We start from the raw sequence: 13,607 nt of genomic DNA, 5'->3' as shown, positions 1-13,607 counted from the left end.
GCCTCAAAACCTGGCTTTTTGCTAAACCTGACCCCTTATGCTATTCGGAGCCAGCACATTCATCTGGGTTTCCCCATTCTCAACGGAAAATATTGACCTGCTCACCAAGGTCAAAAACATGGGCTACGACATCATCGAAATAGCCGTAGAGGACACGGCAATCATCGACTGGAAACTCATCAAAGACATTGCCCGCGACCTCGATCTTAAAATCACCATCAGTGGCGCATTTGGGCCGGAGCGGGACATTTCGAGTACCGAACCTACATTCCGGGAAATTGGCAAACAGTACATTATTGATTGCATTCGCATTGCTGAGCAAATGGACAGCCCTGTATTCGGCGGGCCCGTTTATTCGGCGGTGGGCAAGACACGCATTGTTTCGGAAGAGCAGAAAAAGCAGGAGCGGGAATGGTGCGTCTCTATTTTAAAGGAAGTAAGCCAAATCGCCGGGGATAGCGGGGTAACGCTCGGTTTGGAGCCGCTGAACCGCTTTGAAACCGATATGGTGAATACGGTGGATCAGGCGTTATCTATATTAGACGAGGTAGGGAATCAGCACCTTAAAATCGTGCTGGATACCTTTCATTCCAATATTGAGGAAAAAGATATTCCGGCTTCGATCAGGAAAATCGGGAAAGACCTGCTTTGTCATGTACAAGGCAACGAAAGCGACCGCGGCACACCGGGAACCGGCCATCTGGAATGGCAGGGCATTCAGGAAGCGCTTTCCGACATCGGTTATAACGGCGCCGTAGTGATCGAAACCTTCGGACAACCCTCCAAAGAACTCGCACGCGCGGCCTGCATCTGGCGGCCATTGGCGAACAGCGCCGATGAGCTGGCGGAAGAAGGGCTTGCTTTCTACAAGAAAATGTTTGTTCCAACACATTCTACTATCAATGCGTAATATCCTGATTGTCTTCTTGTACATCATAGCGGCAAACCTGCAAGCGCAGGTACCCGTCGATTTAAAAGGTTTTGACAAGAAAAGTGGTGTCCAGGCGACCGTCAGCGATGCAATGTTGAACGTTGAATGGCCCGCCGGAAATGCTGAAACCGGGAAGGTTTCCATTGATTTAAACAAAACAAACCCGCTGATCGGCAGCTTGGGCATTGGTTCCAGGGAAAAACAGTATACCATCGCCCGCAACCTCGATCCGGCCATTATCCTGACCGTAGGCAAGCGCGACCTCGTTTCGCAAAATGGGTGGAATATTTTCTTTGATAAAACGGCCTACCAGAAATACCAGAGCTACGCCGTCAAGCTCGATAAGACCGACGTAAAAGTGACGAGTAATGGCTCCCGTACGGAAATCACGGTCAATGGCGCCAAAGCCGGACTGTTCTCAGGCTCCATTCAATTTACATTATACAATGGCAGCCCGCTCATGAATGTGGCGGCGGTAATGACTACGAACGTCGATTCGCTGGCCGTGATCTACGACGTGGGCCTCACGTCCCGCGAAACGCCCTGGGAGAAGCTTTTCTGGGCGGATACCGAGGATTTTATGCGAAGTACCCGCGTGGCAAAAATGGATACGGTGGAAATGATGGCCGTGAAATACCGGACGATCGTCGGTCAGGGCAAAGAGGGGAATCTCGCCGTTTTTCCAGCGCCGCACCAGTATTTTTATCCGCTCGATAACTGCTATAACCTCGAACACATCTGGTACGGCGAGAATTACCGCAACCTGCTTCCGGGCTTCGGTATTGGCATCCGGCATGACCTGTTGGGCGATCGCCGCTGGGTGCCGTGGTTCAATGCACCGCCGGGGACACAGCAGCGCTATAACTTCTTCTGTTTGCTGAGCCGGGAAAAGGATGGCAAGGTGCTCGAAAATGTGAAGGTATTTACGCATTCCGATAAATATGAGCCGATTCCGGGGTATTACACGATGTCGAGCCATTTCCATCAGGAGCATATCGACGATGTACTGACACGTAAGCCGCTCCCGGATATGCCCGGTTTTGTAAAAGCATTCCGGAATACGGGGCTGAATATTGTGCATTTAGCGGAATTTCACGGTCCGGGTAGCCCGCGGGGCCCGGAGGTAAAGCGCTGGCCGGAGCTGAAAACAATGTTTGCCGAATGCGCCCGGCTTTCGGGAGGCAATTTCTTGTTGCTGCCGGGTGAGGAACCAAACAATTTCTTTGGTGGGCACTGGATGAATATTTTTCCAAAACCCGTTTACTGGCTCATGTCGCGGGAAAAGGACCAGCCTTTCGTCGAAGACCATCCCGAATACGGCAAAGTATACCGTATTGGCAATAAAGAGGAAATGCTGAAACTGCTTGAAATGGAAAATGGCCTCGCGTGGACGGCGCACGCACGTACGAAAGGCTCCACCGGCTTTCCCGATAAGCATAAGGATGAGCCATTCTACAAATCCGACCATTTCCTGGGCGCGGCATGGAAAGCCATGCCGGCAGACCTTTCTCAACCCAAACTCGGCAAACGCGTGCTCGATCTGATGGACGATATGGCCAACTGGGGCTACAAAAAGAACGTCCTCGCAGAGGCCGACCTGTTTCGCATCGAGCCAAATTATGAATTGTACGGCCATTTGAATGTCAATTACCTGCAACTCGACCAGCTCCCGCGTTTCGAGGACGGCTGGCAGCCGGTGCTGGACGCCATGCGTAAAGGAAAATTCTTCGTCACGACGGGCGAGGTCCTCATCCCGGCATTCAAAGTGAACAACGCCGTGGTGGGGGAAACGGCGAAACCGGACGCGAAAGGTCATGTCGAAATAGCCGTCGATGCCCGGTGGACTTTCCCACTCAACCGCGCCGAAGTGATCTCGGGCGATGGCAAGGAGGTTTTTCACGACATTATTAATTTGAACGACACACAAGCATTCGGCCAGAAAAATTTTAAGTTTACCCAAAATATGAAGGGCCGTAAATGGCTGCGGGTAGAACTTTGGGATGTAGCCGCCAACGGCGCATTTACCCAGATTATCTGGCTTGAATAACTATAAAAAACCGAAACAAAAATGATTAAGTCACTCTTATCACTACTCTTGCCCATTGTGTTGGCGGGCCCCGGAGACAAGGAATACAAAAACCCCGTTTTCGAGCCCATTCTTGCTGACCCCACGGTGGTGAAAGGCGACGACGGCTGGTTCTACGCCTACGGGACGCAGGATGATTGGGGCGATGGCAAAGGTTCACGGCTTGTTCCGATCGTCCGTTCGAAGGACCTAGTGCATTGGGACTATGTCAAAGAGGCATTCCTGACCAAGCCGGCCTGGAAAGAGAAGGGCGGTATTTGGGCGCCGGATGTGGTGAAAGTGAATGGCAAATACCACATGTATTACGCCTATTCGACCTGGGGCGACGTGAACCCGGGTGTAGGGCTGGCGATTGCAGATTCGCCGGCGGGGCCGTTTGTGGATCAGGGCAAATTGTTCAATAGCCAGGATGTGGAAGTCCCGAATTCGATCGATCCTTTTTATCTGGAAGAGAATGGCAAGAAATACGTGTTCTGGGGCAGTTTCAGCGATAAACCTACGCAAGGGACTTACGGGGTGGAATTGTCGGCCGATGGCAAATCGGTGCCCGACCTTTCGAAGAAATTCAAAATAGCAGCGGGTGATTTTGAAGCTGTAATGATCCAGAAAAAAGGAGAGTACTTCTATTTCCTGGGATCGAAAGAAAGCTGCTGTGAATATGAAAAGAGTAAATACCATGTCCGCGTAGGTCGTTCCAGGTCCATTTTTGGACCATTTCTCGATCATGACGGGAAAGATTTGAAAGAGCGGGGCACCGGGACGTTGTTATTGCATAGCAACGATGTATACGCCGGACCGGGTCACAATGCGCGTTGGGTTACCGACGATGCGGGCAACGACTGGCTATTGTATCATGCGATCCTGAAAGCCGATCCGCGCGTGTCGACAGGCGCGAATCGCCGTGTGTTAATGCTCGACAAACTTTCATGGAAGAACGGCTGGCCGGAAATTTCCAATGCCGAACCAAGCTTAGAAAACCGGCCTGCACCACTTTTTAAATAACAAAACCAATTCTAACACCTGATGAAATTCCTAAAAACGACGATCTGGGCCGTTGCAGCCTGTTTAATGTTGCAGAACTGCGCCAAGAAATCAGACGAAAAGAAAGAAGAACCCCCCGCGCAAGAGCAAAGCGCCGACCGCGAAATATGGACCAAAGAGCAAGCCAAGGAATGGTATGCCAAGCAGGGCTGGCTTGTAGGCGCCGACTTCCTGCCGAGCACGGCCATTAACCAGCTGGAAATGTTTCAGGCAGAGTCATTCGACACTGCCACCATTGATAAAGAGCTGGGCTGGGCGCAAAACATTGGAATGAACACCATGCGCGTTTACCTGCATGACTTGTTGTACCAGCAGGATTCGGTAGGTTTTATCAAACGCCTCGACACATTCCTCGATATTAGTAAAAAGCACAATATCAAGCCGGTACTCGTGCTTTTCGATTCCTGCTGGGATCCATTCCCGAAACTGGGTAAGCAGCGCGACCCGAAACCTGGCGTGCATAACTCAGGCTGGGTACAAAACCCGGGTTTCGATGCATTGAAGGACAGCACGCAATATCCGCGCCTGGAACGTTACGTGAAAGGCACCGTAGCTGCATTCGGGGACGATGACCGTGTGCTCATGTGGGATATCTGGAACGAGCCGGATAATACCAATAACAGCTCCTACGGTAAAGTGGAACTGCCTAATAAAGTGGATTATGTATTGCCATTGATGGTGAAGTCCTTCGAATGGGCGCGTTCGGTGAACCCTTCGCAGCCATTGTCGTCCGGCGTATGGGCAGGCGACTGGTCTACTCCACAGACTTTGAAGCCAATCGAAAAGGCGCAGATCGACCAATCCGACGTGATCACATTCCACAACTACGAAAATGCGCAGGAGTTTGAAAAGCGCATCAAATGGTTGCAGCAATACGACCGCCCGATGATCTGTACCGAATACATGTCGCGCGGCAACGGCAGCTTCTTCGAAACCTCATTGCCGGTTGCCAAGAAATACAATGTGGGAGCTATTAACTGGGGCCTCGTGGACGGCAAATCGCAGACCATTTACCCTTGGGACAGCTGGAAAAAGACTTACACCAAAGAGCCGGATCTGTGGTTCCACGATATTTTCAGAAAAGACGGAACACCTTACAAGCAGGCGGAGGTTGATCTGATCAAGAAGTTAACCAGCGAGAAAAGCAGCTAGAATGACAATTAAACGGCCCGGTAGTTACTTCCGGGCCGTTTTGATTATCTCTTGCTGAGTTCAGCAACGAATGAAAGGTCACACCTTTATTATTTTTGAAGATACCTTTTGCGGGTAAACTTTCGTATTTCAACCGGTGGAATCATCCTGAATCAATATCTTCACGGCGAAATTCTTAACCCAATTTTATGAAATTACGGTACTCGTTAATGTCGTGCCTACTTGCCACAGCCCTGCTTTTGCCACGGGTGGCGGAGGCGCAGAGAAAGCAATCCAAACCCAATGTCATCTTCATCTACGCCGACGATGTCGGTTATGGCGACCTGAGTTCTTATGGCGCAACCAAAATCAGCACGCCCAATATCGACAGGATCGGCAGGGAAGGCATCCGTTTTACGAATGCGCATGCCACGTCCGCCACATGTACCCCTTCACGGTTTGCATTGATGACGGGCAAATATCCCTGGCGGCAAAAAGGCACCGGTGTGCTTCCGGGAGATGCTGCGCTGATTATTCCGACCAATCAACTGACATTACCCGCTGTTTTTCAGCATGCAGGATATAAAACAGCCTCGGTGGGCAAGTGGCACCTCGGGCTCGGCGAAAATAACAGGCAGATCGATTGGAACAAACCCCTTACAAAAGGGCCTAATGAGGTCGGTTTTGATTATGCGTTCTTCTTCCCAGCCACTTCCGACCGCGTTCCGACTGTTTTTGTCGAAAATCACGATGTCCAGGACCTCGACCCGGGCGATCCAATCGAGGTAGATTATTCCAAAAAAATTGGCAACGAGCCTACGGGACTCGAAAATCCGGAATTGCTCAAATTGCCCGCCTCGGCAAACCACGGACATAATAACACGATCGTCAACGGCATTGGACGGATCGGTTGGATGACGGGCGGTAAGCAGGCCCGTTGGACTGATGAGGAGATAGCCCATGTGTTTCTGAGTAAGGCCGAGCAGTTTATCGAGGATAACCGGAAGAGTCCGTTCTTTCTCTATTTCTCGCTGAACGACATTCATGTACCGCGAATGCCGAGCACGCAATTCAAAGGAACGAGCAAAATGGGGCTGCGCGGTGATGTGATTCTGCAAATGGACTGGACGGTAGGGGAGATTTTGAAGAAATTGGACGAGCTCAAAATCGCGGACAATACGCTGATCATCTTTTCGAGCGACAATGGCCCTGTGCTGGATGATGGTTACGCCGATTGCGCCGTAGAACTGGCGAAAGGTCACAGCCCGGCGGGACCGTTGCGCGGCGGCAAATACAGCGCATTTGAGGGCGGTACCCGTGTACCCTGGGTCGCACGCTGGCCGCAGACGATCAAACCCGGTTCGGTATCCGACGCATTGATCTGCCAGATCGACCTGATGGCGTCGTTTGCACATTTCTTCCAGCAAAAAACGGGCAGTGAAGAAGGGGTAGATAGCTTCGACGTTATGGACGCCATGCTCGGTAAAACGCAGACGGGGCGTACGTGGCTCATCAAGCAGGGTGGTGCACTTTCCATTACCCAGGGCAGCTGGAAATACATCGAGCCCCGGGAAGGAAAAGCGGTTGCCGAATTGACCAATACCGAAACAGGGAATAATCCGAAGCCGCAATTGTACGACCTGAGCAAGGATATCGGTGAAAAGAACAACATCGCAGAAAAATATCCGGCGAAGGCAAAAGCCATGGCCGCTGAGATTGAAAAAGTGCGCGAAGCAGGGCGTAGCCATAAGTGATTTTAAGTGCGACGAATGCACGAATTAAACACGAAACACATTCGTGGCTAGTTTGTGCATTCGTGACATATCAAAAAATATTCGCTACTCCTAAGTTACCATTACAAACCCTCAGCGTCTAAATGCATAAACCATCGTCGTTTATGCAAAACATTTATTCATTCCACTTCCCACTGGCCATTCTGTTGCTGCTATCGGCAGGCATCGATGCGCAGACAGTATATTTTCATCAGGATTTTAGTCAGACCACCTCGCTGGTTAATCCGCAACCCGACACCGGGCAGTTTAGCCATGTGATCCTGACGGCCCCGACGCTTTCCTACCACAAATTTCATAAAGGCTACATGGAGCTCGTCCGCACGCAGCAGGATTCCGCGACGGGGGGCATTATACGCGCATTACGTGCGACTCCGTTTACGCCCGGTGCGGAAACACTTGTCGTACGGCTTCGTCTCAGCGTGGAGTCGATTGGTGAGGCAGCTCAAAATGCGGTGTACTTTTATATCGGGGAAAGTTTTAATCCCGTCAATAACTCATTTCCCGGTAATGCGCTCATGTTCGGCAAATGCTCGGTCAGTTTTTCCGATGACTCTTTTTTAATCAAAGATCTCGAAACGTTGCTGACGAGCAAAAGCTACCCCGTGAAGACCAGCGTCACATTAACATGGGTTCTGAACAACAGTACGGGATCCCTGCCGTATCGTGTCACTAGCTCCGGCCCTGAAGAAACCGCCGGGCCGGGGACGTACGATTTATGGGTGAATGATGAGCCGGTTAACAAGGGGAGCAAAGCCTACCCCGGTAATTCAGCCTATTCGCTTACCAAGCTTTCCAACTTTGAAATTCGGTTCCGGAACGGGATAGGCAAAATGCGGATCGATGATATTTTGATCAGTGATGGCAAACCGAAACCGCAGGTGCATGAAGTTTTTGTCTTTCCAAATCCAGCCAAGTCGGAAGGCATTATGCTTTCCGGCAATGGGATCGATGCCACTTCGGTCCGGCTTATCGACAACAGCGGTCGGAGTATATACCTCCATACGCAACCGGAATTCCCCGGAAGACTGAAAGTCCTGCCATTTAAGCCGCTTGCGTCAGGTATTTACCTGCTGCAATTTGAGGATCGGGACAGGAAAGTCAATGCCGTTAAAGTACTGATGGAATGAAAGAACATAATAGGACGATTGCTCGATGGAATTAAACTAATCTTGCAAAATAAATTGAGTTTGCGGCTAACTTTAATTTATTTAGGCGTCCCTTTCAATAAGTTATGAAATCAACGTCCTCTTTTTCAGATGAACATTTGCTGTGGCAGGATTTCCTGACCGGGGACATGAAAGCTTTCGAAAGGCTGATGTCAGGGAGTTTTCGATTCCTTTTCAATTACGGGAGCAAGTTTTCCAAAGACAGGGAATTTGTAAAAGACAGCATTCAGGACTTGTTTCTGGTGCTTTGGGAGAAAAAAGAGAATCTCAATCCGGATGCCGTCGTCAGGCCCTATCTGATGGCCTCGCTCCGCAGGCTCATGCACAGGCAATCGTCCGCACGGACGTGGGCAGGCAGCGAATCGCTGAACGGGGACGACGAACATTTTGAGATCGAATTTTCGGTGGAAGAGGAGTATATCGAAAACGAGGCGACGCTTGTCAGGACGCGTCAGCTGGAAAAGCTTCTGAAAGCATTGCCGCGCCGGCAGAAAGAAGTCGTATATCTCAAGTTTTTCCAGGAACTCACCCGCGAACAGATTTCCGAAGTAATGGCTGTTTCGCCTCAAACCGTTTCAAACCTCCTTCAGATCGCTATTAAGCATTTGAAAACACAATGGAAGGCGGAATTCCTCACATTTTTTCTGATCCATTTCCTATTTTAAGCCGCAGAGCGCCAGGTTGGAAGGTTGTTTTATTCACTTTTCCAGAAATAATTTAAAATTTATTGGTATCCCGGGTTTGATTTTGTCTATCCTGTTATAGACACAATAAAATGGTATGGACCGTTACAACGATTTTTCTGTCGAGGACTTTGTATGGGACGATTTCTTCCGTCAATGGACACTATCACCTACTGCTGAAACCGACGCTGTCTGGGACGACTGGATCGACGCCAATCCCGAAATGCTCGAAAAAGTGGAGCAAGCCAAGGCTATTGTCCTTTCGCTCCGCCTCCATGAGACGGACATCAACGATTCGGAAATCAATCAGGTCGTGAAACAGACCGTAGGCAGGATCACCGGTGCCGAAGAGGAAGCCGTGCGACAGTCAACCCGCCGGATCCCCGCATTCTCCATTCCCTGGATGCAATTTGCTGCTTCGGTGGCATTCATTGTATTGGTCGGCTGGGTAGTTTATGAAGTTATGATCAAGGAGCGGGACAAGCCGCAGCTTTCTCAGCACAACAGCATGGTCGATAATGCTGAAACATTTGCTGAAAAAGTCAATTCCACCGGGCAGACGATGGAGCTCGCATTGAGCGACGGCAGCAAGATCAGCCTCGCACCGAAAGGCCGTGTTCGTTATCCCGAGCGGTTCGACGGAGAGCGAAGGGAAGTCTTTCTCGAAGGAGAAGCTTTTTTTGACATTGCGAAAGACCCCGAACATCCTTTTCTGGTGTATGCCAATGGTTTGGTCACCAAAGTATTAGGTACCAGTTTTCGAATCAAAGCCTATGACGATTCCGGTGAAGTGACGGTGGAAGTCAAAACCGGGAAAGTATCCGTATTTGCTGCTTCGGACCCGCATTTGAAGGAAAAGGTGGCTGACAAACAGTTGCTGGGCGTAGTACTCACACCGAACCAGAAAATCATTTACGCACGCGACGAGGTGAAGATGGTGAAAACACTGGTCGAAAAACCTGAAATGGTAGTTTCCAAAGCGGAAATTCCGCTTTTTGAATTTGAAGATACACCTGCCAGCGAGGTTTTCAATACGATCGCAAAAGCTTATGGCATTGATATAATCTACGACGAGACATTGTTAAAAGATTGCCCGCTGACGGCTCTTCTCGACAACCAGACGTTGCACGACAAGCTTTCCATCATTTGCAAAGCCGTTGAATCCAGCTATGAGATCGTCGATGGCCAGGTGATCATCCATAGCAAAGGATGCAGGAATTAATCAGAATAATCACGTAAACCTCTAAAAAAGCGCCCAGGAAACAGAAAACAAACCCCAAAAAAGAAGAGCCGGCAATGTTCCCGCATCACCGGCTCCGATAATATCCCTTTTGGTTGTCGCCATTTTCCTCCCGTGGGAGGCAGGGATCGTTTTGCCAAATTTCAATTCTACAAAACAATCAAATCTATGAAAAAACCTTTAAAATACCGTAGGGTATTACTGTGGACCATGCGAATGACAGCTACTCAACTCATGCTTGCCTTTGTGTTTATAGCGACGGGTTATGCGCGTGAAGGCAGTGCTCAATCCCTTCTCAGCCAGAAGGTTTCCGTTACGGCCAATGGCAGCGAGGTAAAAAGGGTGCTGAGCCAGGTGGAAAAGCAGGTCGATGTGCGGTTTGTTTTTAGCTCCAAACTGATCAAATCGGCCAGAAAGGTGACAGTCTCGTTAAAGGAGAAACCTTTGTACGAGGCCCTCGATTATATTTTGACGCCGTTGGGCCTGGATTATGAGGTTTCGGGTAAGATCATCATCCTCCGGAGGATCGAGAACACGACACCGGAAACTGCACCAGGGCAGGCTGCACCGTCGAATTCGCTGAAACGTACGGTTTCGGGAAAGGTGCTGGATGGAGAGACCAGCACAGGTCTGCCAGGGGTAAGTATTGTTTTAAAAGGGACACAAACAGGTACTACCAGCAATCCTGACGGGGATTTTCAACTCGAAATACCCGAATCCAGTGCTCCCAATTCGGTTCTGGTTTTCAGTTTTGTAGGCTATAAGTCACAGGAAATCGTGCTGGGAAACCAAACGGCTCTGACCGTTAATATGGTCCTGGAAGATAAGTCGTTGCAGGAAATTGTGGTGATCGGTTACGGGCAGGTCAAGAAAAGCGACCTTACGGGTTCCGTGTCATCCATTAAATCGACCGAGCTCAATGCCTATCCCGCCACCAACCTGGTACAATCGCTGGCGGGAAGAGCAGCGGGTGTATATGTTTCCCAAAACACAGGAGCGCCCGGCAGCCCGATCAGCGTGCGCGTACGGGGTACCAACTCCATCCAGGGAAGTAATGAGCCGCTTTACGTGGTGGATGGCTTTCCCTATTCCGGTAACCCAACCCTGCTGAACAATGCGGATATCGAATCCATTGAAGTTTTGAAGGATGCCTCGGCGACTGCCATTTACGGTTCGCGCGGCGCTAACGGTGTGGTACTCATCACCACCAAAAAAGGGAAAGCCGGACGCGTAAGCGTTGATTACGACGGTTATTATGGTGTTCAAAGCATCCGGAAGAAGCTGGACCTGATGAATGCGACCGAATATGCCAATTTTTACAATGAACAAGCGGCTAATGACGGCCTCGCACCGCATTTCACGGCTGATCAGATCTCCGGTTTTGGCAAAGGAACCGACTGGCAGGATCTGGTATTCAGGAAAGCACCTGTTCAAAACCATGCATTGACCGTGAGCGGCGGAAATGAAAAGACCCGCTTTTCGGTCGCAGCGAGTAACTTCAATCAGGATGGGATCATAATCGGCAGTGATTATGTCAGGAATGCGCTTCGCGTTAATTTAAGCTCTGATATCGGTAAAAAATTCAAATTCGATCTTAGCACACTGTTGAGCCGCATCGATTCGGACCGCAAAAATTCTGAAAAAGGTAACCGCGGCGGAACCCTGATGTCGGCAATGCTTTCGGGCTATCCGACCATTTCCGCTACGCTTCCGGATGGCAGCTATTCCCGGCTGGCCGAAGCTTATGCCTGGGGTTCGAACGTGATCACCAATCCTTTGAATTTTCTTTACCAGCAGTCGGATGTGATCAAATCTAATAAAATACTGACCAACGGCGCGATTACATTTGAACCTGTCAAAGGGTTGATTATCAAAACGCTGGCGGGTCTCGAAAGCACCGATGATCGTACGGATGGTTATACTACTACAAAATATGTTAACTCAAAAGGCAGCGCATCCATTGAAACCCAGCGTGTTGCCAGTATCCTGAGCGAGAATACCGTCAGCTATTTGAAGGATTTTGGCAAACATAGTATCTCCGCTGTTGCGGGTTTTACTTACCAGGATTATACATCCAATTACCTGAAAGCTAGCGGAAGCGGTTTTATCAGCGATAACCAGGAAACGCATGACATTGGTGCGGCAGCTACACAAGGCGTGCCGATATCGTCCTATTCCAAATGGTCATTGCTATCCTATCTTGCCCGCGTCAATTATACATTCAATAACAAAATCCTCGCAACGGCCAGCTTCCGTGCGGATGGCTCGTCGCGATACAGCGAGGGGCAGAAATGGGGTTTTTTCCCGTCGGGCGCGCTTGCATGGCGGATTTCTGAAGAGGAATTTATCAAAAACATCCCTGTTATTTCGGACCTGAAACTGAGAGTAGGTTATGGCGAAACAGGTAACACGTCCATCCAGCCGTATTTTACATTAAATCAGCTTGCTTCGGGTCAGGTAGTGTTTGGAGACGCGTTTATGACTTCGTATGCACCCAGTAACCGGCTGGCCGGCTCGCTGAGGTGGGAGACAACCGCACAGAGTGACTTCGGAATCGATCTTGGCTTGTGGAACAACCGCGTAAGTTTGTCGGCCGATTATTATATCAAAAATACCAGGGATTTGTTGAACAATGTTGCCCTGCCATCCTCGCTCGGCTACACTTACACGATCCAGAATATCGGAAAAATTCAAAATAAGGGCTTCGAACTGGCAGTTAATGCGGCCGTCCTGGAAGGAGCGTTCAAATGGAATCTCTCGACCAATCTGTCGATCAACAGGAATAAGGTGATGAAGCTGTATGGCGGCAATGACATCCTGGGGCAGACGATCGGTGCGGCGGTGAATGATAATGTCAACATCCTCCGTGAAGGTTATCCGCTCGGATCTTTTTATGGCTATGTCGAAAAAGGCTATGACGATAAAGGTTTCATTGCCTATGAAGATTACAATAACAGCGGAAGCCGCGATGCGGGCGATAAGCAGATCATAGGTAACCCCAATCCTAAATTTACCTACGGCCTGAACTCCAACATGTCATTCAAAAACTTCGAACTGACATTCTTTATCCAGGGATCACAGGGTAATGATATTTTTAATCTGAGCGCACAAGGGCAGGGCTACGACTACGGCCAGGCGCTGAATATGCCCAGGGAAGTGTATCTGGACCACTGGACACCAACTAATACCAACGCGAAATACCCGATCATCAAAACCTCTTCACAGGCGCAAATGTCGAACCGTTTTGTGGAGGACGGCTCTTATCTGCGGTTCAAGAATATCCAGCTGAGCTACAACCTGCCCGTTGCCAAGCTACATATCAAATGGATGAAATATGCACAGTTGTATGTAAGCGGCCAGAATCTGATCACCCTGACCAAGTACTCGTGGTACGATCCGGAAGTCAACTCTTACGGAGGTGGTAATTCCTTCGTTCAGGGCGTCGACCATTACGTGTATCCGGTGGCTAAAACCACCACAGTGGGTCTGAGAGTAGGTTTTTAAGGTCAGTTTTTACAACCGGTTAAAGAAATTAT

General features: G+C 49.7%; 9 protein-coding genes. All 9 read left to right on the top strand.

The window, feature by feature from the left end; all coding sequences use genetic code 11:
* The first annotated feature begins 37 nt into the window (after positions 1-37).
* The 9 genes from BP71_RS12290 to BP71_RS12250 all read left to right on the top strand — a co-directional run bounded on the left by BP71_RS12290 (position 38) and on the right by BP71_RS12250 (position 13,575).
* Complete coding sequence (locus tag BP71_RS12290; protein ID WP_496379555.1) at positions 38-910, top strand: sugar phosphate isomerase/epimerase family protein; 873 nt, start codon at positions 38-40, stop codon at positions 908-910.
* Positions 903-2,978: a CehA/McbA family metallohydrolase domain-containing protein gene (locus BP71_RS12285; RefSeq protein WP_496379553.1), complete on the top strand. Its 2,076-nt coding sequence runs from the start codon at positions 903-905 to the stop codon at positions 2,976-2,978. Before BP71_RS12290 ends, BP71_RS12285 begins: the two co-directional genes overlap by 8 nt.
* Before the next feature lie 21 nt (positions 2,979-2,999).
* Entirely contained in the window at positions 3,000-4,019 is a 1,020-nt protein-coding gene (locus tag BP71_RS12280) for a family 43 glycosylhydrolase (protein ID WP_496379551.1), read from the top strand.
* Positions 4,020-4,040: 21 nt separating this feature from the next.
* Positions 4,041-5,210, top strand: coding sequence for a cellulase family glycosylhydrolase (locus tag BP71_RS12275; protein WP_496379549.1), 1,170 nt, complete (start codon positions 4,041-4,043; stop codon positions 5,208-5,210).
* 188 nt (positions 5,211-5,398) lie between these two features.
* Positions 5,399-6,943, top strand: a complete 1,545-nt coding sequence (locus tag BP71_RS12270) for a sulfatase family protein (RefSeq protein ID WP_496379547.1) — start codon at positions 5,399-5,401, stop codon at positions 6,941-6,943.
* 143 nt (positions 6,944-7,086) lie between these two features.
* Positions 7,087-8,109 carry a T9SS type A sorting domain-containing protein gene (locus tag BP71_RS12265; protein WP_496379545.1) on the top strand — a complete coding sequence of 341 codons (1,023 nt, stop codon included), beginning with the start codon at positions 7,087-7,089 and terminating at the stop codon, positions 8,107-8,109.
* A 104-nt stretch (positions 8,110-8,213) separates the two neighbouring features.
* Complete coding sequence (locus BP71_RS12260) at positions 8,214-8,813, top strand: RNA polymerase sigma factor (RefSeq protein ID WP_496379543.1); 600 nt, start codon at positions 8,214-8,216, stop codon at positions 8,811-8,813.
* Between the two features lie 115 nt (positions 8,814-8,928).
* On the top strand, positions 8,929-10,053 hold the full coding sequence (locus BP71_RS12255) for a FecR family protein (protein WP_496379541.1): 1,125 nt from the start codon (positions 8,929-8,931) through the stop codon (positions 10,051-10,053).
* 186 nt (positions 10,054-10,239) lie between these two features.
* On the top strand, positions 10,240-13,575 hold the full coding sequence (locus tag BP71_RS12250; RefSeq protein ID WP_496379539.1) for a TonB-dependent receptor: 3,336 nt from the start codon (positions 10,240-10,242) through the stop codon (positions 13,573-13,575).
* Positions 13,576-13,607: the final 32 nt, after the last annotated feature.

The organism is Dyadobacter ginsengisoli DSM 21015 (assembly GCF_059568735.1).
Note: the sequence above shows the minus strand (reverse complement) of the source record. Positions and strands in the feature narration are given on the sequence as shown.